This is a genomic window from Nocardia caishijiensis NBRC 108228 (assembly GCF_001612825.1).
GTDB classification, from domain to species: Bacteria; Actinomycetota; Actinomycetes; order Mycobacteriales; family Mycobacteriaceae; genus Nocardia; species Nocardia caishijiensis.
The window spans coordinates 79,107-104,231 of record NZ_BDBE01000006.1; the positions used below are offsets into that span (position 1 = coordinate 79,107).

Below are 25,125 nucleotides of genomic sequence, written 5' to 3' on the forward strand. Positions count from 1 at the left end.
CCTTTCCGGTCGGTGACACTGGCAAGCTTGCCCGCTCAACCTGACAACAACCTGTGCGCCTGGTGACGAAACCACCGGTGACCCGGCGACGCACCCCGTCGGAGCGCCTACTTCACAGTGATCTTCACCGTGTGCCCACCCACCTTCGCGGGCAGTTTCGTCGTGTCGACCACCAGCACCTCGCCGGTGTCCTGTAATCCGTTGGCCAGCGTCTTCGGCTTCAGCCCGAACGGCGGTTGTTCGCCGGTGCTCGCGGCGAGACCGAAGTCGCTGTCGTTGGCGATGTAGATCGTCTTTCCGCCGTCGAGCGTCGCGATCCCCTCGATCTTGTCGTGGCCGAAGAAGCCACCCTCCTCGTCGAGGGAGGTGACCAACGCGGCGAGGTCGAGATCGCTCGTCTTCGCCACCGGCGTGATACCCGATTTCTTCAGCGCGGCAACAGCGTCGGCGGTCGGCACGGTTCCGATCAGGGTCTCGATCGGCTTGTCGTCGACCAGTAAACCACCCCGCTCGGCGTCGTACCGCGCACCCACGAGGGTGGATTCGGGCCCGACATCGGTGGCGCCCGCGATGTCGATCGTCCAGATCTTCTTGTTCGCCTCGGGCGCCAGGTTGCCGTCACGTTCGGCGACCAGGAAGGTGGTCGCGCTGAGCGCCGTGATTTCGGAGACCGCGACCTTGTTCTGCTTCGGGTTCTCCAGTGGGTAGAGGAATTCCTTCTGCGCCTTGGTTTTCAGATCGACGGTGACGATCCGCGCGAGCGGGACCTCCTTGGCCGAGCCGTCGAGACCGGGCGTCTTCAGCGCGCTCTGCACCATGCCGACCAGCGTGCTGCCGTCCGGGGTGATGGTCAGCCCTTCCATGCCCTGGTTGGGGCTGCGCAGGGCGATCTCCTTCGGCAGGCCGCTGCCGGGCGCGAGGCGTTCGATTTCGGTGCCGTCGGCGGCGAAGTGCACCAGGAACGGGCCGTATTCGTCCGAGACCCAGAACGTTCCGTCGGCGAGGGCGACGAGACCTTCCGGATCGAGGCCGTGGTCGGTGGCGGGTAGCACTGTGCCCGCCAGATCCTTGATCGTCTCGCCGGTGCTCGCCGCGGAATCGACCTGACCGTTGAACGGCACCCCGGCCCGGTTGCGCAGTTCGATGCTCGACTGCAGTACCGCCTCGGTGCCGACCAGCTTGAACCTGCCGATCTTCGGAACGAAGGCCGGTGTCGGCGTGAGCTTCTCGTTCTTGCCGGGGCCGTCGACGTTGGGGCCGCGATCGGTCAGGCCGTAGAACTCGTCGGTGGTGCCGGGCACCGGCGTCCACGCCGAGCCGAAACCGCTGCCCTGCACCGTGGTGCCGCCGTATTCGCCGAGCACCGGGATGTCGGTGGTGTACAGGCGAACCGCATCACTGGTGGTCACCGTGAACTGGTCGAGCCCCGTATAACCGGCGACCGGTGTGTACACGAAAGAACCGTCGGTCTCGCGGGTGAGGTTGCCGTGTTCGGGTTCCAGGCTCACGCCGAGCACCGCGTCGCCACCCACGCTCGCCACCAGCTCGTCCAGCGAGATCACCAGTGACTGGTCCTTCGTCGCGGTGAAGTCGGGATCGGAGCCGGGCGTCGTGCAGGCCGCCGTGACGGCGGCGGCACACAGCGCGGCCGTGAGCGGAAAGAGACGAAGAGCTGGTCGTGCGTTCATGCGCCTTGCGTACCGCGCGGAACCGACCAGCAGACGACCGGCAAATGAATTGTCCTCCCGCAGCCGGTGGGCCATTCTGGCGGCCATGACCACAACTCGGGTGAACATTTCCTCCGCCTCCGATTTCGAAGATGTCGTCGGGTACTCGCGGGCCGTACGAGTCGGTGACCACGTGCTGGTCAGCGGTACGACGGCCGCGCTGCCCGGTGGCGGCGCGGTCGGCGGCGACGACATCGGCGCGCAGACCCGCGAGATCCTGGCGCGGATCGCGACCGCTCTCGACCAGGCGGGCGCGAGTGTGCGCGATGTGGTGCGGACCAGGATGTTCGTCACTGATATCTCCCGTTGGCCGGAGGTCGCGGCGGCGCACGCCGAGGTGTTCGGCGATATCCGGCCCGCGGCGTCGATGTACGAGGTCACCGCGTTGATCGCGCCCGGGCTGCTGGTGGAGATCGAAGCCGATGCGATCGTCGCCAGCTGATCGTCGCATCACCGCCGCGTCCCACCCTGGCCGTCGATGGTGAAAAGTGCACAGTTGTCCACAGGTTCGGAGTTATCCACAGGCTGGGATCGAAGGGTGCCGTGAACGCCGGTGCGGCGCAGACCGAACTACTACCCTCGATCTCGTGACCAGCGAAATGGCAACGCCCATCGACCTGTTGGCTCAGGTCTCCGCCTCCACCGCGCGTCTCGAGGCCGCGGTCGACGCGCTCACCGAATCGGCCCTGGCCGAGCCCTCCCAGCTGCCCGGCTGGACTCGCGGCCACGTCGTCGCGCATCTGTCCCGCAATGCGGACAGCCTGGTGAACCTGCTGCTGTGGGCGCACACCGGGATCGAGATTCCGCAGTATCCGAGCGTGGCGGTGCGCGATGCCGACATCGAATGCGGCGCGGGTCGTTCGCCGGCGGTGCAGCAGGCCGACTTCGCCGCCTCGGCCCACCGCTGGCAAGCCCTGGCAGGCACCATGTCCGCCACCGATTGGGCGGCCGAGGTCCGCAACCGCCAGGGCGGCACCCTCACCGCCGACATCGTTCCGTGGATGCGCCTGCGCGAAACAGAGATCCACCACGTCGACCTCGACGTCGGCTACACCCCCGCAGACTGGCCGAAGGAGTTCGTCGCCCGCCTACTCCCCGAAACCGTCACCGACCTCTCCGCCGATCTGCGCCCCGAGGCCACCCCCACCTTCGACATCCAATCCACCGACACCGACTTCATCGCCACCATCGGCCCCGCCCGCCCCAACCACACCGTCCTCGGCCCCGCCAACGCCCTCCTGGCGTGGCTCCTCGGCCGTTCCCCTGGCACCGACCTGACCGGCCCCCTCCCCCCACTGCCCGCCTGGAAATAGCCCACAAAAAAAATCCGCCTCCTACCGAGTTACCGATAGGAGGCGGATTGTTGTGCGCCCGAAGGGATTCGAACCCCTAACCTCTTGATCCGTAGTCAAGTGCTCTATCCGTTGAGCTACGGGCGCATGGTCTTCAGTTGTACCGGCGAACCGGTGTGGCGGAGGCGAGAGGATTTGAACCTCCGGTCCCCGTGAAGGGACAACTCATTAGCAGTGAGTCCCATTCGGCCGCTCTGGCACGCCTCCTGGAGCCTTCTCTTTCGAGGGCACCGGTCCTTGTCGAACCGCCGGGAATGAAGATTACACGAGCAGTCGTAGGAGTCCAAAACGCCTGGTCAATCAGCGTAAATTGCTGTCGAACCAGTCGTAGATACGGGTCTGGGAATCGATGCGGATAGCGGTGGCCGCGTCGTCGTCGGGGTCGGGGCGGTCGGCGCGGTGGCGCAGGCCGGGGTAGGTGATGGTGAGACTGGCCACATTCGCCCGGCCGGTGGCGTCGCGGAGCCGGTCGACGGCCTCGGGCGGGGTGGCGGGGTCGTCGGCACCGAAGAGGCCGAGCCAGGGAGCCTGCAGGCTGGGGGCGATCTCGACCAGCGACGTGTGCTGGTCGGGCAGCGGGTCGACGATGCCGGGGGCGGCCACGCTCACCGCGGCACCGATGGGCCGGTTGGTCGCGACCAGGAAGGCAGCGGTGCCCGCGGTGTCGAAGCCGAGCACGCCGATGGTGTCGGGGAAGACCCCGCGGCGGGTGAGCCAGTCGAAACCGGCATCGAAATCGGCGAACAGTTCGTCGCCGAACACCTCGTGGACGTCGTCGCCGGGAAGTCGGTCGAACAGGTGCGGGGCGACGACGATCCAGCCCTCCGACGCGAGGGAACGCATGAGGTCGCCGACTTGGGGCGGGAACTCCCGTGATTCGTGCAGGACGACGATCCCGCCACGCGCCGTCCGTTCCGGCTCGACGACGGTGATCGGTACCGAAGTGCGCGCGAAGGTTTCGCCGCCACCGGACTCCACCGGCCTCAGTGGGGCGACATCGCTGTAAGTGCCCGACATATTCCCAGCGTAGGCGGCAGAACCGCACTTGGGTAGGGTGAGGCGGTGACCGCGCGTATCCGGCCCGACCTGGCCACCATTCCCGCCTATGTTCCCGGCCGTTCCCACCCCGACGCGGTGAAGCTGGCCTCCAACGAGACGACGTTCGGCCCGTTGCCGAGCGCGGCGAAGGCGATCGCGGCGTCGGCCGAGCAGGCCAATCGCTACCCCGACAACCAGGTCACCGAGCTGCGGACGGCGCTGGCCGACTTCCTCGGGGTGAGCGTGGCCAACGTGGCGGTCGGCTGCGGCAGTGTGGCGCTGTGCCAGGAGCTGGTGCAGATCACCTGCGGTGCCGCGACCGACGAGGTGGTGTTCGCGTGGCGCTCGTTCGAGGCGTATCCGATCGTCACCCAGGTGGGCAATGCCACCGCGGTGCCGGTTCCGCTGACCGCCGATCACCGCCATGATCTGGACGCGATGGCCGAGGCGATCACCGAACGGACCAGGCTGATCTTCGTCTGCAATCCGAACAACCCGACGGGCACGGCGCACCCGCGCGCGGCGCTGGAGCGTTTCCTCGATCGCGTCCCGCCGCAGGTGCTCGTCGTGCTCGACGAGGCGTATTACGAGTATCTGCGGCTACCGTCGACCGACGGAATCGAGATCGGCCGCACTCGACCGAATGTCGTTGTGCTGCGGACCTTCTCCAAGGCGTACGGGCTGGCCGGACTCCGCGTGGGTTACGCCGTCGGCGACCCGGAGGTGATCACCGCGCTGCTGAAGGTGCACATCCCGTTCAGCGTGAACCGGGTGGCCCAGGCGGCGGCGATCGCGTCGCTGGAGGCACGTGGCGAGTTGCTCGATCGCACCGAAGTGCTCATTTCGGAGCGCACGCGGGTGCGCGAGGCGCTGCTCGCCGCCGGTTACGAGGTGCCGCCGAGCGAGGCCAATTTCGTCTGGTTGCCGCTCGGCGCGCGCAGCCTGGAATTCGCCGAGGCGAGTGCTGCTGGGGGTGTGCTGGTCCGCCCGTTCGCCGGTGACGGGGTGCGGGTGACCATCGGTGACCCGCACGAGAACGACCGTTTCCTCGCCTTCGCGACCGCTCCGGAGACGGCGCTCCGCTTCGGCTGAACCCTGCGCCACTTGCCATTTCATGCGCAAAAATGGTCGCCTGACCTATTCATGCCCTCCCTCCGCGACCCCTGCCCGATAATCCCGACCTCACCTCGGGTTGTTTGGCCCCCTGGACCCCGGGTATTTGCGGCCATGTAGCTGATCCGGTCAATCCGATCACTGCGACCCGACTGGTCACCCACAACCACGCGGACCGTCGCCCGGATCGGGATCGAAGGCCCGCACCCGGTAGGAGGGATGAAAAATGAGCAAGGCAACTTTGGATTCGCTGATCGGCGCCACCGCCTATGACGAGCGGGGCGAGAAGATCGGCAAGGTCAAGCAGATCTACATCGACAACAACACCGGCTCGCCGACCTGGGCCGCCGTCTCGACCGGCCTGTTCAGTTCCGATTCGCTGGTTCCGCTGGCGGGTGCCGAGCACCAGGCCGACGACGACGCCTTGCGGCTGCACGTCGACAAGGAACAGGTGAAGTCCGCTCCGCATCTCGACGACGGTGGCCGCATCAGCGCCCAGTCCGAGCAGGAGCTGTTCCGTCACTACCACGTGGACCCGCGCTCGGCGGGCTGGAACACCTATGGGCGTCAGCAGATCCGCCCCGGTGGCGACGAGCCGATGACGCACGGCAACCCGACGCACATGAATCGTGGCACCACCGATGATTCGATGGTCCGTTCGGAGGAGCAGTTGCGCGTCGAGACCGAGAGCGAGGAGGTCGGCACCGCACGCCTGCGCAAGTACGTGGTGACCGAGGAGCAGACCATCAAGGTGCCGACCACGCACGAAGAGGTGCATGTGGTTCGTGAGCCCATCACCGGCGAGCGCACCGGTCGCACCGACATCGGCGAGGACGAGCGCGAGGTGACGCTGCACGCCGACCAGGTGCACGTGCAGAAGGAAGCGGTCCCGGTGGAACGCGTCCGCCTGGAGGTGGACGAGGTCGCCGACGAACAGACCGTCTCCGACACCGTCCGCAAGGAGCGCGTGGAAACCGAAGGCTTCGACGACGATCGCCGTCGCAACAAGCCGTGACACATGATGGCTCCGCGCAGGCCCCGGTCACTTGGCCGGGGCCTGCGCGCGTCCATGGTCAGAGCACGAGCAAGATCCAGGCCAGGATCAGCAGCACACAGAACCCCAACGCCACATAGTTGAGCACCACACCCGGTGTGGGCTGACGCTCGGCTCCGATCGCGCCCTTCAGATACATCTGCGCGGGCGCGGTGTAGTGCACCTCGGTGGTGTGGCCGGGGAAGACCTGCACCTGGGCATGGTTGCCGCCGTAACCCATTCCCCACTGCGTGGCTTCGACGGTGAGCATGTGCGCCCCCGGCGGAACCGGCACGAAATTCGCGCCCCACTTGATGTTCGGCACGTCGTACCCGTCGACCCTGACCCGAGCACCGATGCCGAACGCGATGGGCAACTTCCAGGTGTGGACGACCACCCCGGTCTGCCCCGACACCGTTCGGAACTGCCCAGCCGTGGGAAACGCGGCACCGGTCATGAGAACTCCCCCTCGAAACAACCTGCTGCCGGGCGCGACCCAGCCGTGGCGGAGACGGAGGGATTTGAACCCCCGATGGTGTTATCCCCATGCTCGCTTCAAGTCGAATAGCGACCGTCCGCCAGGAGTCTACTGACGTCCGTACCCCTACGCGAAGTGCTGAAATGCTTCCGTGGGGTTTCGTCGTATCCAGGGTTGTATCCGCGAGTTGTGACAACTGTGTGACACCTCGCGACACTCGTTCCTAGTATTGATTCGACGCTTTCAGCTCGGGCATCGGAGGCACCCGTGGGCATGGCAGATGAGGTTCGGCGACAGCACCAAGCTGATAGCAACGACAGACAGAAGTACCTCGCACGCGAGCAGGACGCGAGACAACAGACGCGCCAATTGATCGAAGCCTGCGTTCCCGACTTCATCAATGCAGCGCGTGACCTGGGCGTGCAGCCAACGGGAATCATTCGCCGCCATTGGCTTGTCTTGCTCTCATTTCCGTACGTTGAAGGCCACCGCTGGAGCTTGCCTATACAGGTCCGCACCGATGGTCGTTGGTTCTGGATGAGGACAGCGGGCCGGGACACCTTCACCCGCGCCAAAGAGGCTGAGGTCACGATACATTCGAGGCCTTCGCCAGATGAAGTTCGCTCAGCGTTCACCGCATGGCTGACACGGGAGAGTCGCTAATCCCGGGACCGCATCGATGGGACGTGCACGCTTAGTGGCCCTGGTCGGGGTTGGGTTGCACCCACCGGGGCTGGCTCCGGTAGCCGAAGCCGCGAAAGTCGATCGTCGGTGTGCACCTTCACATCTCCAGTGCGTAGTCCGACGATCACTGAGGAGTCACCCAGGATCAGCGCGTCGACTGCGTCGGTTTCGATACGGACAAGTGCCACCGTGCTCGACGGGGCGACCCCCGGTTCGATGCCGAGGGCATCCACCGCCTTCGCTATCGACCGCTCGAGAATGGCGGCCAACGGCAACGGTCCACCGATCGACTGAGCGAGGTCTGATGCGAGATAGTCGACGTAGGCCCAGCGGACGGCATCGCGGGATCGTGGGCAGTCGCCCCATCGAGAACAATCACGGCATCGTCGGTGACAATCAACCGATCCTCGTCGGAGCTGGCGGGTAGCTGCGCGGTTTCGACGGCGATTCTCATGCGGCAACCGAGTACGGGCCGACGAGAAGACGACTGTTGGCGCCGTGGAAGTCCTCATCGAATCCGCACTCGATGATGCAGTCGGTGAGACGCGCGGTCGGGTCATAGACCGTGTGAAGCTGTTGGGGTTCGTCACCTGCGCTTGCACGATGCCCGTCACACCTGCGGGACGCTGCTACACCTACAGAACGTGCCGATCGCGGTGGTCTCGGCCTGGTTGGGCCACTGTGATGCCGCGTTCACGATGCGCACCTACGTCCACAGTCAGCCTGACGCCCTCGCCGACGCTGCCCGCGTTTTGAACGCGGTTGTGACAACCGTGACAAGATTGGCAACGGTCGGGCGATCCGAACTCGGCCACGCCGCAAGTCGGCAAGCTGACCTGCGGGTCCTTTGCGGAGACGGAGGGATTTGAACCCCCGATGGTGTTACCCATGCTCGCTTTCAAGGCGAGTGCATTCGGCCGCTCTGCCACGTCTCCCTGACAAGAAATATAGCGGCAACACCTGGTCTCGCACGAACATGGGTAACTCACCGGGTACGGGCTCACCCCACCCGACACGATCCGCAAGACGCCAACGGGCAGCCCCACGCCCTTAGTCTGGCCGAAAGACGCGGAGAGGCGGGACTATATGCGTGCTGTCGAGCTGAACGGGTTCGGTGGGCCCGAGGTGATGGAGTGGACCGAGACGGTCGATCCGGAGCCCGGGGCGGGCGAGGTGTTGGTCGAAGTCGTTGCCGCAGGGGTGAACCGGGCCGATGTGATGCAGCGGCGCGGCTTCTATCCCCCACCGGCCGACGCCAGTTCGGTGCCGGGGCTCGAGTGTTCGGGGACCATCGTCGAGCTGGGCGCCGGAGTCAGCGACTGGCAGGTCGGGGACCGGGTGTGCGCGCTGCTCGCGGGCGGCGGGTACGCCGAGCTGGCGGCGGTGCCGTCCACCCAGCTGCTGCCGGTGCCCGAGGAGATGGACCTGGCCGCCGCGGCCGGGTTGCCCGAGGTGGCGGCGACGGTGTGGTCGAACCTGGTGATGACGGCGGGGATGCGATCGGGTCAGCTCGTGTTGATCCACGGCGGTGGCGGCGGGATCGGCACGCACGCCATCCAGGTGGCGCGGCGGCGGGGCGCACGGGTGGCGGTGACGGCCGGGTCGGACGAGAAGCTGGCCAAGTGCGCCGGGCTCGGCGCCGAAATCCTCGTCAACTATCGCACCCAGGATTTCGTGTCCGTCCTCGCCGATGCCGGTGGTGCCGACATCATCCTCGACAACATGGGCGCCGCCTATCTGGAACGCAATGCCGAAGCGCTGGCCCCGCACGGACAGCTGGTGGTGATCGGGTTGCAGGGCGGCGCCACCGGTTCGTTGAACATCGGTGCGCTGCTGCGCAAATGGGGGTCGGTGCACGCGACGAACCTGCGGGCCCGGCCGAGGGCGGGCACGGGCAGCAAGGCCGAGATCATCGCCGCCGTGCGCACCCAGCTGTGGCCGGATGTGGCGGCGGGCGAGATCTTTCCGGTGATCTCGGCGGAACTGCCCGTCACCGAGGCGGGCCGGGCACACGAATTGCTCGACGCGCACGACACTTTCGGCAAGGTCGTGCTCCGGGTGCGCGAGTGAGGCGCCGCGAATTACTCGAGCGAGCTGAGCGAGCGGCCGAGCTGGTCGATTTCGTAGCGGGTGGTGTACGGCGCGAGTCCGATGGTGACGGCGCCGCCCTCGTCGTTGACACCGAGGGCGTCGAGTAAGCGACTTCCGCCGTGTACGCCGCTGACCGTGCCGATGCGCGCGTCGGCCAGCTTGGCGGCCACCTTCTCCGCTTGCATCCCGGCCATCGTGAAGCTGACGGTGGGGATGCGGGTGGAGGCACGGCCGATCACGGTCAGACCGTCGACCTGCTCGAGCACCTGCATGAGGTGGTCGAAGAGCTGGTCGTGGTAGTCCTGCAGCGAGGTGATCGAGATTTCCAGGCGTTCGCGGCGAGTGCCGGTGGCGCGTTCATCGAGTCCGGCGAGGAAGTCGATGGACTGGGTGAGCCCGGCCAGCAGCGCGTACTGGTGGCCGCCGACCTCGAGGCGTTCAGCCCCCTTGGCATACGGGTTGAGCGACATCGACGGGATGCGGTCGAGGAAGGCGGGGTCGCGGAACACCAGCGCGCCGACCTGCGGGCCGCCCCACGACGGCGCGCTCAGAGCGACCACGTCGGCATTGAGTTCGTCGATGTCGATCAGTGCGTACGGTGCGGCGCCGAAGGCGTCGGCGACCAGCAGACCGCCCACATCGTGCACCCGGTCGGCGGCCACCCGCACGGCGGGCGCGGAACCGACGATCGGCGACGCGGCGGTGAGCGCGACCAGCCGCGCAGTCGGCCCGATCAGCTCCTCGAACTGCCACGACGGCATCTCACACGTCTCGATCTCCACCTCGGCCCAGCGCACGTGCGCGCCGTAGCGGTTGGCGATGCGCAGCCACGGCGCGACGTTGGCCTCGTCGTCCAGTCGGGACAGCACGATGCCCGTGCCGAGACCGAGGCGCGAGCTCAGGGACTCGGCGAGCCAGGCGAGCAGAACCGCACGATCGGGACCGAGCACGACGCCGGCCGGATCCCCGCCGACGAGGTCGGCGACCGCCTCCCGGGCGGCATCGAGGATCGCGCCGCTGCGGGTCGCCGCACCGTGGCGGCCGATGTGGGAAAACGAGGAGGTACGGAAACCCGTTGAGACGGCACGCGATACCGAATCGGGAACCAGCATCCCCGCCTGCGGGTCCAGATGGATCCAGCCGTCGCCCAGGGACGGTATCAGGCCCCGAACCCTCGCGACGTCATAAGTCATGGTGGCCACTTTAAGGGCAGGGGGCGTCGCGGTGTAACCGCGTGGGGGTTTTAGCGCGAAGCCGACACACGCGCAATGATGGGGCTATGACGCACTCGGAGGACACCCCCGAATCCATCGTCGTGATCGGCCCCGACGGTCAGCCGGTCACCGTGCCCGCCGACTCGGATGCCGCGGCCGAGTACTCCGCGCAGCTGCTCGACGGGGACAAGAAGGCCGACGGCGACGAGCCCGCCGAGTCGCTGGCCGACATGGTCGAGCAGCCCGCCAAGGTGATGCGGATCGGGACCATGATCAAACAGCTGCTCGAGGAGGTACGCGCCGCTCCCCTCGACGACGCGAGCCGCTCGCGCCTCAAGGACATCCACAAGTCCTCGGTGCGCGAACTCGAGCAGGGCCTCGCCCCCGAACTGCGCGAGGAACTCGAACGCCTCACCCTGCCCTTCACCGACGAGTCCGTGCCGTCGGATGCCGAACTGCGCATCGCCCAGGCCCAACTCGTCGGCTGGCTCGAAGGCCTGTTCCACGGCATCCAGACCGCCCTGTTCGCCCAGCAGATGGCCGCCCGAGCCCAACTCGAACAGATGCGTCAAGGCGCCCTACCGCCGGGCATGCACGCCGCCGACACCCGAGCGGGCCACGGCCACGTAGGCGGCGGTCAATACCTCTAGACCCATCGACCCCCAGGGGTAGCGCCCACTCAGGAACCGCCGAAGGCGGGTTCGCGGCCCGCCTCGATCTGGACTGACCGGAGGGTGCGACGAAGGAGTACCCGGAGGGAGGGAAGATCGAGGCCCCCCGGGGCCGCGAACACCCGGCGCCAGCCGGCAACCAACACTGTAGGGTCGGGGATCGTGCCCGCCGCTGCCGCTCGTCCCGAATCGGTCTCCGACCAGGGTGACGCGCGTACCGAAGAGAGCCCCGTGCATTCCGACGACACACCGACCGAAGCCGAGGTGGCCGACGTGGCCGCCGCCGAGCAGACCGCCGATGCCCCGCTGCTGGTGAAGACGCCGATGGTGTCGGATTCGCAGACCTTCCGCCGCGCGTTCAAAGACATGCGCGACGGGTTCGGTCAGCGTGAGCTGTGGCTGTCGCTCGGCTGGCAGGACATCAAACAGCGGTATCGCCGGTCGGTGCTCGGTCCGTTCTGGATCACCATCGCGACCGGGTTGCAGGCGCTGGCGATGGGTCTGCTGTATTCGACGCTGTTGAACCAGCCGATCAGCGAGTACCTGCCGTATGTGACGATCGGCCTGATCATCTGGAACGTCATCAATGCCTCGATCATCGAGGGCGCCGATGTGTTCATCGCCAATGAAGGCCTGATCAAACAGCTGCCCTCCGCCTTGAGCGTGCATGTATACCGGCTGGTCTGGCGCCAGTTCCTGTTCTTCGTGCACAACGTGGCGATCTATGCGCTGTTGGTGGTGGTGTTCGCGCTGTGGCGCAACCTCGACGTTTCGGTGCTGCTCGCGATTCCGGCGATCGGCTTGCTGTTCCTCAACGCCATGTGGGTGACGATCGTCTTCGGCATCTTCGCCACTCGGTACCGCGATATCGCCCCCATCCTCGGCTCGATGACGCTGATGCTCTTCGTCCTGACCCCCGTGATGTGGTCGACGAAAGCGCTCGAGACCGCGGTCGGCGGGATGAGCGACCGGGCCAAACTGATCGAGATCGTGCCGACCTTCCATTACCTGGAGATCGTGCGCGCGCCGCTGCTCGGCGAGCCGTCGCAGTGGCACCACTGGGCCATCGTCGGCGCGATCACGGTCGTCGGTTGGGCGGTCGCGATCCTGGCGCTCAAGCAGTACCGTGCCCGCGTCCCGTACTGGGTTTAGGAGACCGACGTGAGCCGTGTGAGTATCGAAACCCATGACGCCTGGGTCGAGTTCCCGATCTTCGACGCCAAGTCGCGGTCGTTGAAGAAAGCGTTCCTCGGCAAGGCGGGCGGCGCGATCGGGCGCAACAGCTCCGATGTGGTCGTGGTCGAGGCGCTGCGTGAGATCAACCTGTCGCTGAAGGAAGGCGACCGGGTGGGTCTGGTCGGGCACAACGGCGCGGGCAAGTCGACGCTGCTGCGCCTGCTCTCGGGCATCTACGAACCCTCGCGCGGCAGTGCGCGCATCCGCGGCCGGGTGGCGCCCGTGTTCGACCTCGGTGTCGGCATGGACCCGGAGATCTCCGGTTACGAGAACATCATCATCCGCGGCCTGTTCCTCGGTCAGACGCGCAAGCAGATGCTGGCCAAGATCGACGAGATCGCCGACTTCACCGAGCTCGGCGAGTACCTGTCCATGCCGCTGCGCACCTACTCCACCGGCATGCGGGTGCGCCTGGCGATGGGTGTCGTCACCTCCATCGACCCCGAGATCCTGCTGCTCGACGAGGGCATCGGCGCCGTCGACGCCGAGTTCATGAAGAAGGCGAGGACCCGGCTGCAGTCGCTGGTCGCGCGCTCGGGCATCCTCGTTTTCGCCAGCCACTCCAATGAATTCCTCGCCCAGCTGTGCGACACCGCCATGTGGATCGACCACGGTCAGATCCGCGAGCAGGGCGGCATCGAAGATGTTGTGCGAGCGTATGAGGGGCCCGAGGCGGGTAATCACGTGGCACAGGTGCTGCGCGAGCTGGAAGCCGAGCAGGGCGACAAAGAACTGGAGCAGAACAAGGCATGAGCGGTCAACGGCCGGAGGCGGCAGCGCAGCGTAACCACGTAGGCCGTCCGATCATGCGCGGTGTAGCAGCATGAGCGGTCGACGCGACGAAGCTGCCCCGGCTGCGGTGCCAGGCGGGTTCAGCATGACCGACCGCCTCGAGTCGACGGCCCCCGCGCCCGTCGAACCCACTGCCGCCGAACGGGAATACGCGGCCGCCGGGCTCGGGGCTGCCGTACCGCAGTCCGACAACGGCGCTCAGCCCGGCACGACCGCCCAGCACACCGGCACCGCGCAGTCCGACAACGCCGCATCGCAGGCGGACGCTGCCCGACCGGATGACGCTGTACTCGCCGACGACGCGGAACTGCCCGCAGACGCCGAGCCTGCCGATCTCGCCACCGATACCGGGCCGAACGCGCGGATCATCGCGGTGGTGGTGACCCACAAGCGTCGAGAACTGCTCGCCGAATCGCTGAAGGTGCTCGCCTCGCAGTCGCGTCCGATCGATCATCTGATCGTCGTCGACAACGCCAACGAGGACGAGGTGGCCGAGCTGGTCGCCCAGCAGCCCATCGAGGCCACCTACCTGGGTTCGCGTCACAATCTCGGCGGCGCCGGCGGTTTCGCGCTCGGCATGCTGCACGCGCTCACCCAGGGCGCGGACTGGGTGTGGCTGGCCGACGACGACGGCCGCCCCGACGGCCCGGAAGTCCTCGCGACGCTGATCGATTGCGCACGCAGGCACAACCTGGTCGAGGTGTCGCCGGTGGTGTGCGATATCGACGACCCCGATCGGCTCGCTTTCCCGCTGCGCCGGGGTGTGGTGTGGCGTAGGCGGCGCTCGGAGCTCGGTGACGAGGACTTCCTGCCCGGCATCGCGTCGCTGTTCAACGGCGCGCTGATCTCGGCGAAGGCCGTCGATCTGATCGGTGTGCCCGATCTGCGCCTGTTCGTGCGCGGCGACGAGGTGGAGGTGCACCGGCGCCTGGTCCGTTCGGGCCTGCCGTTCGGCACCTGTCTGCAGACCGCCTACCTGCACCCCAACGGCGCCGAGGAGTTCAAGCCGATTCTGGGTGGGCGCATGCACACCCAGTACCCAGACGATCCGGTGAAGCGCTACTTCACCTACCGCAATCGCGGGTACCTGATGTCGCAGCCGGGTATGCGGAAGCTGTTGCCGCAGGAGTGGATTCGGTTCTCCTGGTTCTTCCTGGTGACTCGTCGCGATCCGGCGGGCTTGAAGGAATGGTTCCGGTTGCGCTCGCTCGGACGCAATGAGCAGTTCGGTAAGCCGGACCAGCGAGGCCCCCAGAAATAGGGGCACAGATCCTGGGGCTCGCGACCTAGGATCCGATAGGTGACCTTACGAACGAGTTTCGCGTCCGCCGCCGCCGTTCTCGCAGGCAGCGCGCTGTGCCTGGCCGCGCCGGGCACCGCGAGCGCCGATGACACCTGTCAGCTCGGCGCCTCCAATGTCGGTCCCCGGTCCTGCGTGATGAACGAAGTGCGGACGGCGCCGGTGCCCACGCTCGGCAACGGCGTGTGCTTCGGCATCGTCAATGTGGGCGGCACCGCCTTCGACGGACCGCTCAACGATCCGAGCGTCGCACCCGGTGCCACCCACAGCATCTCGCTGCGCATCTCGCACGGCCTGCTCGGCAACATGGCACCCGCCCTGCTCACCTGCGATGTGAACGTCATCGTCGACTGGCGGAACCTGGACAACGGCGTCACCGGCTCCATGACGCATTTCGTCCCCGCCCGTCACAACAGCACCTACCCGTTCCAGGTGATCGCCCCCACCGGGCCCGGCCGGTTCCAGCTCACCGTGCGCACCGACCGGCCGAGCCTGCCCGCCTCGACCGAGGTCGTCGTGCCCTGACCTGCGTCGATGCCCACGGAGAGCTGATCGGGCTCGCGGTGGCACAAATCGGTTGTGCGATGCCCTGGGTATGCGGCACAGTAGGAGCAACGTTGGAGAGGAGGTGGATGTCCGTGAGTACAGATGTGTGGATTGCCGTACCCGGGGTGCGCGATTGCGCCCCCACTGTTCCGGACATCACCTCTACTCGCTGAGCCCGACGTCGGGCCCGGCGCCCGACGAAGGACTTCTACCGATGGTCGACTACGACCTGCTCGTCCCCTACGGCTGGACCGAAGCCGTAGCTTCCGAATATCTCCCGCTGCTCGGCGATCTCGTGCCCGCACGCATCGTCCGGATGGATCGCAGCGAATGCGATGTGGTCGCACCGGGCGGCCCGTCTCGTGCCGCCTGCCCGCGTGACATCACCGGCTTGTGCACCGGCGACTGGGTCGGACTCGATGCCGAAGGCACTGTGCGCCTGCTACTTCCGCGCCGTTCGGCGATCATGCGGTCGTCGGTGTCGGGGCGCTCGGTCGCCCAGGTGCTCGCCACCAATGTCGACACCGTGCTGATCTGCAGTGCCGCCGACGGTGACGTCGACCTGGGACGGATCGAGCGCATGCTCGCCCTCGCCTGGGAGAGCAATGCCCAACCCGTGGTCGTGCTCACCAAAGCCGATGCGGCGGATCATCTTCCGCTCGACGAGGTCCGTGCGGTCGCGCCGGGGGCGACGGTACTCGCGGTGAGCGCCGCCGCCGAGACAGGGCTGGATGTGCTCACGGCCGTGCTGCACGGCACGGTTGCCTTGATCGGTCCGTCCGGCGCGGGCAAGTCGACCCTGGCCAACGCCCTGCTCGGCGCGGAAGTGTTCGCCACCAACGCCGTTCGCGCGGTCGACGGCAAGGGCCGCCACACAACGGTCCACCGGGAGCTGCGACCGCTCCCCGGCGGCGGCACCCTCATCGACACACCGGGGCTACGCGGCATCGGCCTCTACGACGCCGCCGACGGTATCGGCAAGACCTTCAGCGACATCGAATCCCTCGCCGCTGATTGCCGTTTCGCCGACTGCGCGCACGAGACCGAGCCAGGCTGCGCGGTCCAGGCGGGCATCGCCGACGGCACCATCACCGAACGCCGCCTCACCAGCTACCGCAAGCTGGCGAAGGAGAACGAGTGGATGGCCGCGCGCACCGACAAGCGCCTGGCCGCCGAACGCGAACGCGCCTGGCGCTCGATCGCCAAACAACACCGCAAGCAGTACCGCGAACGCGGCTACCGCTGACCCAACCGATCAGCTGGGGTCGATGCCGTAGAGGCGGGCCCAGTTCTCACGGCTGGTGAGTTCGGGGACCGCCGCGCGGTATTCGGCCTGGAGCCTGGGCAGTTCGCGGCGGAGTTTGCGCAGCGTGCGGTAGGTGCGGATGAGCAGAGCACGGGCGCGGGCCTTGTCGCGGCGGCGCACGCGCACGCCCGACTGGGACGCGTCGGTGACGACGACGTGGTCGAACAGGCCCACATGCCACCAGTGCGCGTCCTCGCGGGTGACCCCGATCAAGCCGTGCTGGGTACGTCCGGTCCACTGCGTGATCGCGCGCTTGATGAGCACCAGGGTGATGCGGCTCGGCTCACCACTCGCGCGGCGCACCTGGATCTCGGCCGAGTTCACCGGCGGGGTCGCGGCGGGATGCTTGATGGTCTCGGGGTAGTCGTTGCGGGAGCCGCGGGCCGCGGCCAGTGCCTCGATGCCACCGTCGCGCAGCACCTTCGGACCCTTCATGAAGTCCTCGATGCCCTGCAGGGTGGTGTGCACCAGGCCGTACTGCATGCCGACGAGATGTTCGGCGATGTAGCGGAAGAAGTCCTTGGTGACGGACTTGGCGTCCAGATCGGTGTGCAGGGCGCCGACGATGAGCGAGTTGCGCGTGGAGAAGTAGCGCGCCCAGTCGTCGTAGTCCTTCCAGTAGAAGTCGGCGTGCCAGACGGCGGCGTTGGGCAGGGTGACGGTGACGAAACCGTTCTCGCGGGCGCGGATGCCGTATTCGACATCGTCCCACTGGAAGAAGATCGGGACCGGAAGGCCGATCTTCTTCACGACCTCGGCCGGGATCAGGCAGGTCCACCAGGCGTTGTAGCCCGCGTCGACGCGGCGCTCCTGGTTCTTCTTGAGCATGGAGGTGTTGCGCAGTGCCTTGGGCACCTTCTGCCCGTGCTTGAGCTCACCCAGGCGCACGTCCTCGGCGCCGACATTGAGGTAGTCGGGGTTGAGCAGGAACAGCATCTGCGCGCCGACCAGGGTGGGATCGACGGTCAGGTTCGCGAAGGCCTGTAGGCGCAGGACGGTCTCGGGCTCGCAGAGGATGTCGTCGTCCATCAGGATGACGTCGGCGTGCTCGTTGGCCGCCGACACCTCGTACAGCCCACGGGTGAAGCCGCCCGCGCCACCGAGATTCGGCTGACGGATGTAGCGCAGCTTGTCGCCGAAATCGGGGCGGACCTGCTGGAACAGCGGCCGGTTCTCCACCGGGTCGGTGCCCTGGTCGACGACGTAGACCGCGTCGATGGCGGCCAGCACCGTGGGGTCCGAGGCCAGTGCGGCGACGGTGTGGGCGCAGTCCTCGGCGCGGTTGAAGGTGCAGATCGCGATGGCGACCGGGCGAACCGTCTCGGGGGCCGCGGCGGTCCAGGTCAGTTCGGTGATGTCGAGTTCGCCGCCGATCGCGTCGAACTCGAGCCACAGCGCGCCACCGTCGACGTACTGGTCCAGCGGCGCGGTCAGGCTCACGAACCCGCTGCTGGTCGCCACCAGCGAGGCGACGATGCGGCGGTGTCCGGCGATGTCGGAGGCGACCAGGCGCACATTGGCCTTGTTGCCCACCTGCAGGTTCGCGGTGGCGGTCACCTCGGTGACGGTGGTCCAGCGCTGCCAGTAGCTGGCGGCGAACCGGCCGAAGTAGGTGTTGGTGTGGGCGGTCGCACCCTTGGGCAGGTGCAGCGACAGGCGCTCGCGGATGGCGGCACCGCCCTTGACGACGGCGTAGAGCTCGTCGCTCACCCGCGCCGACGGGCCGGTGAAGATACCCCTGGCCAGAACCAAGCGTTCGGGTGCCGAGTGTTCACCACGCAGTGACGCGGGTGCGGCCTCGTGCCGTTCGTTCGATTCGGTCACGACTCGAGTAGCCGACTGCTCCATGAAGTCCTCGAAATTCTCGGTATCGACTGCGCCGACGCAAGCAGTCACGTAAGGAAAGGGCGGCGCGGCGGGCGGGGTGAGGATATCAATCACCGCCGGGCCTGGCGCCGTCAGTGAGGGGTAACAGCACCCCGCGCGTGTTGCTCACCGGTTGCCTCGGTGCCGGTGAACACGAATTTGTCGTAGGCCCAATAACGGAATACGACAGCAAGCGTCTGGCCGATGACGGTGGCGGAAATGTTGTCCGACAGCGGCGACGACAGTTCCAGCACATAGCGGGAAAAGCCGAGGCAGCCCAGTTGCAGGCCGATCGCCACGACATTCACCAGCGCGTACAGCAGGTATTCGCGGCCCGCGCTGCCGGACTTCTTGTGCGCGAAGGTCCACCACTTGTTGCCGAAGTAGGTGACCACCGTGGCCACCACGATCGCGATGATCTTCGCGGTGAGCGGCGAGTGATAGAGCACACCCTCCGACAGCGACAGACCGCCACCCCAGAACACCAGCAGGTTGTACGTACCGGCGTCGACGAGGAAGCCGACCGCGCCGACGATGAGGAACGCCGCCCCCTGCCGCAACGCCGTCGTCACCTTCGTCAGCAGCGAAACCGGCGGAACATCTTGATGCGACACGGACCCGACGGTAACCGGCCACCACCCCCGACCCCGAGGAGGGGCGGCCACAAAGGGAGCCGGTAGGGCCGCGAACACGCGGCGCCCGCGCCGCCAAAGGTGCTGTACCCTCCCGGTGACCCTTCTACTGCCTACATCTGAGGATTGACCCGGGTGGACTCCACCGAGCTTCGCATTGCCGCCGTGGTCCCCTGCCACAACGAGGAGGCCGCGGTCGCCAAGGTCGTCGCCGACCTGAAGGCCGCCGTGCCGGGGATCGTCGTCTACGTCTACGACAACCTGAGCACCGACCGCACCGCCGAATGCGCCCGCGAGGCCGGGGCGATCGTGCGCTACGAGAACACCAAGGGCAAGGGCAATGTGGTTCGCCGCGCCTTCGCCGACATCGAGGCCGACGTCTACCTGATGATCGACGGCGACGACACCTACGAGGCGTCGGCGGCCCCGCTGATGATCAAGACGCTGCTCGAGGGCCCCTACGACCACGTGCTCGGCGTGCGCAAGCAGGACGACACCGACACCAGCGCCTACCGCTCCGGCCACGAGACCGGCAACAAGGTGCTCAACGGCGTGGTCGGCAAGGTGTTCGGCGAGAACGTCGAGGACATGCTGAGCGGCTTCCGGGTGTTCTCGCGCCGGTTCGTGAAGAGCTTCCCCGCGGTCTCGCGCGAATTCGAGATCGAGACCGAGCTGACCGTCCACTCGCTGCACCTGCGGGTGCCGCAGACCGCGGTGCAGGTCGGCTTCCGCGACCGTCCGGCGGGCAGCGAGTCCAAGCTGCGCACCTACCGCGACGGCACCAAGATCCTGGCCCTGATCCTCGGCTTGGCCCGGCACGAACGCCCGGTCGCCTTCTACGGCCTGTTCGGCACGATCACCTGGCTGATCGCGATCATCCTGACCGTGCCGATCGTGATCGACTTCTACAACACCCACGAGGTGGCGCGGTTCCCGACGCTGTTCCTCGGGTTCACCCTGGTGCTGCTCGGCAGCCTGGCCTGGACCGCCGGGCTGATCCTCGACGGCATCCGCCGGTCGCGACACGAGGCCGCGCGCCTGGTGTACCTGCGCTATTCGGCCGCCGGTGTGAGCGAGGACATCGCGGCCGGAGACCGTCGGTGACCAGCACCGTCGAAGACGAGACCACTGTCGCCACCGAGCCGGTTCCCGCGACCTCGCGCACGGACCGGCTGCTCGCTCCGCTCGCCGCGCTGACCGGCCGGTTCGGTGCCGCGACGGTCGCGTTCGCGGTGCTCGCAACGGTGTTCGGCGCCCTGTTCGCCGTGCTCACCCCGGCGTTCTGGGGTCATGACGAGATCACCCAGTTCGGTCGCGCCTACCAGGTGGCGCACGGCGGGGTGTTCCCGCAGCGCATCCACGACGATCGCGGTGTCGCCTACGGCGGGCAGATCCCGGTGAGCATCGACGAGCTCATGGGCTACGCCTTCCGCGACTACAACGACAACCCCGAGGAACCCGGCGCGATGGTCGCCGACCCCGGCGCCTACGACCGGCTCACCGGCGCCGACATCTCCTCGGCGACCCGGCCGATGTGGTTCACCAACACCGCCGCCTACTCCCCCGTGCCGTATGTGCCCGCCGCCGTCGGCATCCGGGCCGGTGAGGCGCTCGGCCTGAACATCGGTGGGATGTACCTGCTGACCCGCCTGGCCGGGCTGGCGACCTACCTCGCGGTGGTCGGGTTCGCGCTCTACGCGCTGCGCCGGCGGCGCACCCAGTGGCTGGTGTTCACCGTCGCCGTGCTGCCGATCGCGTTGTTCCAGGCGGGCACCGTCACCGCCGACACGCTCACCAACGCGCTGGCCATCCTGGTGTCGGCGCTGGTGGTGAAGGCGCTGTTCGTCGGTGACCGGCTGAGCAGGCCCGAGACCGCCGCCCTGCTGGCCGCGACGATCGCGCTGCCGCTGAGCAAACCGGCCTACGTGCTGATCGCCATGCTGATCGTGGTCGTGCCCGCCGAACGGCTCGGCTTCACCGGCAAGCTGAAGGTGCTGCCCTGGGTGTTCGCGGTGACCGGCGGCACGCTGTTCCTGGTCTGGACCAAGATCGCCGCACCGACCGGCGACGGCATGAGCCTGATGCGGCCGCCACACCAGTGGGGGCAGGTGCGTCCCGGCGACCAGCTGCGCGGAATCCTCGGCGACCCGGTGCAGTTCGTGCACACCTTCGGCGAGAGCATCGCGCTGCGCGATCACCGCTGGTTCAACCAGTTCTTCGGCGAACTCGGCTTCGCCTACGTCGACGCGCCCGCGCTGACCATGCTGGCCTGCCTGATCGCCTTCGCGGTGAGCTTCGGCACGGCCGACCTGATGACGAGCACGCGGCGCCGCACCCTGATCGTCGCTGCGACGGGCCTCGCCAGCGTCGCGATGGTCTACGTGACGCTGTACATGTCGTTCACGCCGGTGGACTACTACATCATCGACGGTGTGCAGGGCCGGTACTTCGTGCCGCTGGCCATCCTCGGGATCGCGGTGGTGATCCGCTGGGTGCCCCTGCGACTGCGCGACGCCGACGGTGTGGTGCCGACCCGTGGACCGGGGCTCACCGTTGCCTGTGCGTCGCTGGTCGCGCTGATCGCCGCTGCCGCAACGTATTACACCGTCGTCTGGGGCTGACCCCGGACGACGGTGTATTCCGTCAGAGTGTCTGTTCGCCCGCCGCCGCGTAGGCACGTTCGGTGTCGGCCTTCTTCGGCCGCCACCAGTCCTCGTTCTCGCGGTACCACGTGATCGTGTCGGCCAGGCCGGTCCGGAAGTCGCGGTAGCGCGGGGCCCACCCGAGTTCCTCGCGCAGCAGACTCGCATCGATCGCGTAGCGCTGGTCGTGGCCGGGCCGGTCGGTGACGTGATCGAAATCGGCGGGATCGCGATCGAAGGCTTCCAGAATGAGTTGCACGACACTGAGATTGTCGAGTTCACCGTCGGCGCCGATGAGATAGGTCTGCCCGATGCGGCCGCGCTCCAGAATGTCCAGGACCGCGCGATTGTGGTCATCGACGTGAATCCAGTCGCGCACCTGATGACCGGCGCCGTACAAACGCGGACGCACACCGTCGATCAAATTGGTGATCTGACGTGGGATGAATTTCTCCACGTGCTGATACGGCCCGTAATTGTTGGAACAGTTCGACAGGGTGGCGCGCACGCCGAAGGAACGGCTCCACGCGCGCACCAGCAGATCGCTACCAGCTTTGGTCGCCGAATACGGACTCGACGGGTTGTAGGCCGTCGTTTCGGTGAAGGCCGGGTCGTCGGGGGTGAGGTCGCCGTACACCTCGTCCGTGGAAACGTGGTGGTAGCGCACGTCGTGGCGGCGCACGGCCTGCAGCAGGGAGTAGGTGCCGACGATATTGGTCTGCACGAACGGCCACGGTTCGGCGAGCGAGTTGTCGTTGTGCGATTCGGCGGCGAAATGCACGACGGCGTCGACGCCGCTGACGAGATTGTCGACGAGGTCAAGATCGGCGATGTCGCCGTGGACGAATTCGATGCGGTCGGCCACCGGATCGAGGGACGCACGGTTTCCGGCGTAGGTGAGCGCGTCGAGCACCGTCACCTGAACATCGGGGCGTGTGGCCACGGTCTGCTGGACGAAATTCGCACCGATGAATCCGGCCCCGCCGGTAACGAGCACTCGCACGCCGACAACGATACGTGCTCGCCATCGGGCACAGAAAGGGAACCGGCGCGGGCCATGGTGGAATGCGTCGAGACATTTACACCGTGATGTCCGTCACACTGGACGGGTTCAGGTTACGGCCCGGGGTCTGCTTTCCTGAGAAAAACCCTAGTCGGCACTCAGGTTTCTGGGTGCGCACCATCCCTGGGGTATCACCGGTGAACAGAATTTGAATAGAAGTACACAGGTGGTTCACCGCTCGTTAGCTGCGGGGGATTTTGATCATCGAGTCCCCTCCGAACGCTCCAACATCGAGGTTCAACAAAAATGCTGATGAGGAAATTCGCCGCCACCTCGGCGCTGCTGATCGCCGCCATGGGCGTCGCCGCCGGCACCGCGCACGCCGAAGAGGCCCCGGCCGCCGCGGCCCCGATCAACTACACCGCCGACATCGTCGACGACTCGAAGGCCGTCGTCACCACCGACGCGGGCTCGATGGTCGTCGAGGACAACGTCCTGAAGATCAAGGCGGCCGACGGCACCGTCGTCGCGGGCACCCCGCTGGCGTTCCGCATCGAAGAGCACGAGCTCCCGATCGTGGCCGAGATCTCCGGCAACACCGCCACCCTCACCCCCGTGATGGACCCGGCCAAGGCTGTCTACAAGCCGGTCGCCCTGCCCTACGAGGCGCAGGCGCCCTGGAAGACCGAGTACGACCGTGAGGTCGCGGCGTTCAACCGCCTGAAGGACACCATCTCCGTCGGCGCCACCATGGGTGCGCTCGTCGGTGGTCTCGGTGGCGCGGCTGTCGGCTGCATCGCCGGTGCCGGTGCCGGTCTGGTCCTGACCGGTGCCCTCCTCGCGCTGTTCGGCGCGGGCCCGCTGGCGGGCTGCATCGCCGGTGCCGCCGCTGTGGGCTTCCTCGGTGTGCTTGCCGGTCAGCTGTTCGTCACCGCGCCGGTCGCCATCGGTGCGGCGATCCAGTACTTCGCCACCGTCACCTCGCCGTTCACTCCCCCGGCCAAGTAATTCCGGTTCCGAACGGGTGACAACCGAACTCGCGTAACCGCATTCGCGAGTGGGTGGATACTCTGGTGCCCCGACGTGACTCGAAAGAGTCGCGGCGGGGCACCTGTCGTTTCGGCCGGGCCTCAGGCGGTCCTGGCGCGTTCGGCGGGCGCCACCGCTTCCCGCACGAACTTGGCGACCCGTCCGAGCGCCGAACGACTCTCCGGCATGTCCGGCAGGATGCTCATGAAGGCGTGCACCTGCCCCCGCCACAGCTCGAGTGTGTGCGGCACACCCGCCGCACCGAGCCGATGGGCCATGAGTTCGCAGTCGTAGCGCAGCAATTCGTCTTCGGCCGCGATCAGCAGTACCGGCGGCAACCCGGCCAGGTCGGCATTGACCGGCGAGAGCCTCGTATCGAGCGGACCCTCGTGCTCGGCGCCGAGGCGGACCACGGCCTCCAGCCCGGCCAGCGGAATATAGGCGTCGCGGCGCACATTCACGTAGTCCTTCTTCGCCCGGTAGTCCAGATCGAGCAGCGGACTCAAGCCGACGAGACCGGCGGGCAGCGGCAATCCGATGTCGCGGGCGCGCAGCGCGGTGGCGAAGGTGAGGAACCCGCCCGCCGAGTCACCGGCGAAGACGATGCGGCCCGGATCGGCGCCGTGACGCAGCAGCCAGCGGTAGGCCAGGACGCAGTCGTCGATGGCGGCGTCGATCGAACCGGGCAGCTGACGGTATTCCACATTGAGCACCGGCAGCCCGGTCCGCCTGGCCAGCCCGGCGGCGACCGCACGATGGGTCGACAATCCGCAGACCGCGAAGCCGCCACCGTGCAGATACAGCAGCGCACCGTGGCGCAGCGCCCGCGAGGCGCCCGCGGGCCGGATCATCTCCATCTTGAATCCGTCGAGCTGGATCTGTTCGCGCTCGATGCCCGTCGGTTCGGGGCGCAGCCGCGCGAGCAGGTCGACGGCGATTCCGCCGATGGGAATGGTTCGCCGGTTGATGGGGACGGTGCGCAGCAGCGGTCCGACGACGCCGACGCAGGCACCCATCAGCACGCGCGACGCGGTGCTCGTCCGCCCGGAGTTGACGACGATTCCCGCGGCCTTCGGGCTGGTGGTGACCCTTGGGGCGGCGGGGACGATCCCGCTCAGCACACCGGGCCTGCCGATCTTCGAGGCTTCCATCGCGCACCTACCTCACACTGGCGCGCCGACCCGGTGGCCCGGGGCGCGAGCCCCGGATCGGATGTCGACGCTGACATCTAACACAGTGATGTTTCACACATCGACGCTCACATAATCAGATGAACGCCGTCGTGTCCCAGTTATCGCCCGACACACCCGGCGGCGAAACGTTCGTGATCAATTCGTCCACGTGTCGGAACCTCCCCGACTCCTGCGGTGCC

The 25,125-nt window shown here is 67.2% G+C and carries 22 protein-coding genes, 3 tRNA genes and 2 pseudogenes; 15 read left to right on the top strand and 12 right to left on the bottom strand.

The window, feature by feature from the left end:
- Positions 1-107 precede the first annotated feature (107 nt).
- Positions 108-1,688: an esterase-like activity of phytase family protein gene (locus tag NC7_RS01090; protein WP_067977736.1), complete on the bottom strand. Its 1,581-nt coding sequence runs from the start codon at positions 1,686-1,688 to the stop codon at positions 108-110.
- A gap of 85 nt (positions 1,689-1,773) precedes the next feature.
- Between NC7_RS01090 and NC7_RS01095 the strand changes: the two genes are divergently transcribed.
- Entirely contained in the window at positions 1,774-2,169 is a 396-nt protein-coding gene (locus NC7_RS01095) for a RidA family protein (RefSeq protein WP_067977738.1), read from the top strand.
- Positions 2,170-2,314: 145 nt separating this feature from the next.
- Positions 2,315-3,040: a maleylpyruvate isomerase family mycothiol-dependent enzyme gene (locus tag NC7_RS01100; protein WP_067977739.1), complete on the top strand. Its 726-nt coding sequence runs from the start codon at positions 2,315-2,317 to the stop codon at positions 3,038-3,040.
- Positions 3,041-3,093: 53 nt separating this feature from the next.
- Here the strand turns inward: NC7_RS01100 and NC7_RS01105 are convergent.
- The 3 genes from NC7_RS01105 to NC7_RS01115 form a co-directional block, all read right to left on the bottom strand.
- A tRNA-Arg gene (locus NC7_RS01105) sits at positions 3,094-3,166 on the bottom strand.
- Between the two features lie 30 nt (positions 3,167-3,196).
- Positions 3,197-3,286 (bottom strand) — tRNA-Ser (locus NC7_RS01110).
- Positions 3,287-3,379: 93 nt separating this feature from the next.
- Positions 3,380-4,096, bottom strand: a complete 717-nt coding sequence (locus tag NC7_RS01115) for a dienelactone hydrolase family protein (RefSeq protein ID WP_067977741.1) — start codon at positions 4,094-4,096, stop codon at positions 3,380-3,382.
- Positions 4,097-4,141: 45 nt separating this feature from the next.
- On the opposite strand from NC7_RS01115, the gene hisC reads away from it, so the two are divergent.
- The gene (hisC, locus tag NC7_RS01120) at positions 4,142-5,209 is read left to right on the top strand and encodes a histidinol-phosphate transaminase (RefSeq protein ID WP_067977743.1); all 1,068 of its coding nucleotides are present in this window, start codon (positions 4,142-4,144) and stop codon (positions 5,207-5,209) included.
- Positions 5,210-5,456: 247 nt separating this feature from the next.
- Positions 5,457-6,245, top strand: coding sequence for a DUF2382 domain-containing protein (locus NC7_RS01125; protein ID WP_067977744.1), 789 nt, complete (start codon positions 5,457-5,459; stop codon positions 6,243-6,245).
- A 58-nt stretch (positions 6,246-6,303) separates the two neighbouring features.
- Here the strand turns inward: NC7_RS01125 and NC7_RS01130 are convergent, their stop codons facing one another.
- Together NC7_RS01130 and NC7_RS28840 are read right to left on the bottom strand one after the other, a co-directional pair.
- Entirely contained in the window at positions 6,304-6,720 is a 417-nt protein-coding gene (locus NC7_RS01130) for a hypothetical protein (protein ID WP_067977746.1), read from the bottom strand.
- Between the two features lie 46 nt (positions 6,721-6,766).
- A pseudogene (locus tag NC7_RS28840) lies at positions 6,767-6,867 on the bottom strand.
- A 1,127-nt stretch (positions 6,868-7,994) separates the two neighbouring features.
- On the opposite strand from NC7_RS28840, the pseudogene NC7_RS28265 reads away from it, so the two are divergent.
- Positions 7,995-8,294 (top strand): annotated as a pseudogene (locus NC7_RS28265) (tyrosine-type recombinase/integrase); the annotation flags it as partial.
- Here the strand turns inward: NC7_RS28265 and NC7_RS01135 are convergent.
- A tRNA-Ser gene (locus tag NC7_RS01135) sits at positions 8,276-8,360 on the bottom strand. The pseudogene NC7_RS28265 and the gene NC7_RS01135 sit on opposite strands and share 19 nt — an antisense overlap.
- A gap of 151 nt (positions 8,361-8,511) precedes the next feature.
- On the opposite strand from NC7_RS01135, the gene NC7_RS01140 reads away from it, so the two are divergent.
- Positions 8,512-9,495: an NAD(P)H-quinone oxidoreductase gene (locus NC7_RS01140; protein ID WP_067977748.1), complete on the top strand. Its 984-nt coding sequence runs from the start codon at positions 8,512-8,514 to the stop codon at positions 9,493-9,495.
- Between the two features lie 11 nt (positions 9,496-9,506).
- Here the strand turns inward: NC7_RS01140 and NC7_RS01145 are convergent, their stop codons facing one another.
- Positions 9,507-10,709, bottom strand: a complete 1,203-nt coding sequence (locus NC7_RS01145) for a cysteine desulfurase-like protein (RefSeq protein ID WP_067977914.1) — start codon at positions 10,707-10,709, stop codon at positions 9,507-9,509.
- A gap of 86 nt (positions 10,710-10,795) precedes the next feature.
- On the opposite strand from NC7_RS01145, the gene NC7_RS01150 reads away from it, so the two are divergent.
- The 6 genes from NC7_RS01150 (at position 10,796) to rsgA (ending at position 16,521) form a co-directional block, all read left to right on the top strand.
- Positions 10,796-11,380 carry a bacterial proteasome activator family protein gene (locus NC7_RS01150; protein ID WP_067977750.1) on the top strand — a complete coding sequence of 195 codons (585 nt, stop codon included), beginning with the start codon at positions 10,796-10,798 and terminating at the stop codon, positions 11,378-11,380.
- 345 nt (positions 11,381-11,725) lie between these two features.
- A complete protein-coding gene (gene wzm / locus NC7_RS01155; protein ID WP_067977916.1) occupies positions 11,726-12,553 on the top strand; it encodes a galactan export ABC transporter permease subunit Wzm/RfbD in 828 nt (275 codons plus the stop codon).
- Between the two features lie 18 nt (positions 12,554-12,571).
- Positions 12,572-13,390: a galactan export ABC transporter ATP-binding subunit Wzt/RfbE gene (gene wzt / locus NC7_RS01160; RefSeq protein WP_067977751.1), complete on the top strand. Its 819-nt coding sequence runs from the start codon at positions 12,572-12,574 to the stop codon at positions 13,388-13,390.
- A gap of 346 nt (positions 13,391-13,736) precedes the next feature.
- Entirely contained in the window at positions 13,737-14,690 is a 954-nt protein-coding gene (gene glfT1 / locus NC7_RS01165; protein WP_067977918.1) for a galactofuranosyltransferase GlfT1, read from the top strand.
- A 39-nt stretch (positions 14,691-14,729) separates the two neighbouring features.
- A complete protein-coding gene (locus tag NC7_RS01170; protein WP_236573194.1) occupies positions 14,730-15,254 on the top strand; it encodes a hypothetical protein in 525 nt (174 codons plus the stop codon).
- Positions 15,255-15,489: 235 nt separating this feature from the next.
- Complete coding sequence (rsgA, locus tag NC7_RS01175; RefSeq protein WP_067977753.1) at positions 15,490-16,521, top strand: ribosome small subunit-dependent GTPase A; 1,032 nt, start codon at positions 15,490-15,492, stop codon at positions 16,519-16,521.
- Positions 16,522-16,530: 9 nt separating this feature from the next.
- On the opposite strand, the gene NC7_RS01180 is transcribed toward rsgA, so the two are convergent.
- Both NC7_RS01180 and NC7_RS01185 read right to left on the bottom strand, forming a co-directional pair.
- Positions 16,531-18,429, bottom strand: coding sequence for a glycosyltransferase (locus NC7_RS01180; RefSeq protein WP_067977755.1), 1,899 nt, complete (start codon positions 18,427-18,429; stop codon positions 16,531-16,533).
- A 110-nt stretch (positions 18,430-18,539) separates the two neighbouring features.
- A complete protein-coding gene (locus NC7_RS01185; RefSeq protein ID WP_067977757.1) occupies positions 18,540-19,061 on the bottom strand; it encodes a GtrA family protein in 522 nt (173 codons plus the stop codon).
- 153 nt (positions 19,062-19,214) lie between these two features.
- Here NC7_RS01185 and NC7_RS01190 point away from each other — a divergent pair, with 153 nt between their 5' ends.
- Complete coding sequence (locus tag NC7_RS01190) at positions 19,215-20,183, top strand: glycosyltransferase (RefSeq protein WP_067977758.1); 969 nt, start codon at positions 19,215-19,217, stop codon at positions 20,181-20,183.
- Positions 20,180-21,700 carry a DUF2142 domain-containing protein gene (locus NC7_RS01195; protein ID WP_067977760.1) on the top strand — a complete coding sequence of 507 codons (1,521 nt, stop codon included), beginning with the start codon at positions 20,180-20,182 and terminating at the stop codon, positions 21,698-21,700. Before NC7_RS01190 ends, NC7_RS01195 begins: the two co-directional genes overlap by 4 nt.
- A 22-nt stretch (positions 21,701-21,722) precedes the next feature.
- Here NC7_RS01195 and rfbB read toward each other — a convergent pair whose 3' ends face one another.
- Positions 21,723-22,724: a dTDP-glucose 4,6-dehydratase gene (rfbB, locus tag NC7_RS01200; RefSeq protein WP_067977762.1), complete on the bottom strand. Its 1,002-nt coding sequence runs from the start codon at positions 22,722-22,724 to the stop codon at positions 21,723-21,725.
- A 306-nt stretch (positions 22,725-23,030) separates the two neighbouring features.
- On the opposite strand from rfbB, the gene NC7_RS01205 reads away from it, so the two are divergent.
- Positions 23,031-23,732, top strand: a complete 702-nt coding sequence (locus NC7_RS01205) for a DUF8020 domain-containing protein (protein WP_067977764.1) — start codon at positions 23,031-23,033, stop codon at positions 23,730-23,732.
- Between the two features lie 122 nt (positions 23,733-23,854).
- Here the strand turns inward: NC7_RS01205 and NC7_RS01210 are convergent, their stop codons facing one another.
- A complete protein-coding gene (locus NC7_RS01210; RefSeq protein ID WP_084457746.1) occupies positions 23,855-24,904 on the bottom strand; it encodes an alpha/beta hydrolase in 1,050 nt (349 codons plus the stop codon).
- Positions 24,905-25,125: the final 221 nt, after the last annotated feature.

What these genes read in the sequence shown, in the direction of transcription:
- NC7_RS01180 (WP_067977755.1), bottom strand. Translation starts at nt 18,429, where the DNA reads ATGGAGCAGTCGGCTACTCGAGTCGTGACCGAATCGAACGAACGGCAC.
- NC7_RS01150 (WP_067977750.1), top strand. Translation starts at nt 10,796, where the DNA reads ATGACGCACTCGGAGGACACCCCCGAATCCATCGTCGTGATCGGCCCC.
- rsgA (WP_067977753.1), top strand. Translation starts at nt 15,490, where the DNA reads ATGGTCGACTACGACCTGCTCGTCCCCTACGGCTGGACCGAAGCCGTA.
- NC7_RS01095 (WP_067977738.1), top strand. Translation starts at nt 1,774, where the DNA reads ATGACCACAACTCGGGTGAACATTTCCTCCGCCTCCGATTTCGAAGAT.
- NC7_RS01205 (WP_067977764.1), top strand. Translation starts at nt 23,031, where the DNA reads ATGCTGATGAGGAAATTCGCCGCCACCTCGGCGCTGCTGATCGCCGCC.
- NC7_RS01145 (WP_067977914.1), bottom strand. Translation starts at nt 10,709, where the DNA reads ATGACTTATGACGTCGCGAGGGTTCGGGGCCTGATACCGTCCCTGGGC.
- NC7_RS01115 (WP_067977741.1), bottom strand. Translation starts at nt 4,096, where the DNA reads ATGTCGGGCACTTACAGCGATGTCGCCCCACTGAGGCCGGTGGAGTCC.
- NC7_RS01210 (WP_084457746.1), bottom strand. Translation starts at nt 24,904, where the DNA reads ATGGAAGCCTCGAAGATCGGCAGGCCCGGTGTGCTGAGCGGGATCGTC.
- NC7_RS01140 (WP_067977748.1), top strand. Translation starts at nt 8,512, where the DNA reads ATGCGTGCTGTCGAGCTGAACGGGTTCGGTGGGCCCGAGGTGATGGAG.
- NC7_RS01130 (WP_067977746.1), bottom strand. Translation starts at nt 6,720, where the DNA reads ATGACCGGTGCCGCGTTTCCCACGGCTGGGCAGTTCCGAACGGTGTCG.
- NC7_RS01125 (WP_067977744.1), top strand. Translation starts at nt 5,457, where the DNA reads ATGAGCAAGGCAACTTTGGATTCGCTGATCGGCGCCACCGCCTATGAC.
- NC7_RS01090 (WP_067977736.1), bottom strand. Translation starts at nt 1,688, where the DNA reads ATGAACGCACGACCAGCTCTTCGTCTCTTTCCGCTCACGGCCGCGCTG.
- wzm (WP_067977916.1), top strand. Translation starts at nt 11,726, where the DNA reads ATGGTGTCGGATTCGCAGACCTTCCGCCGCGCGTTCAAAGACATGCGC.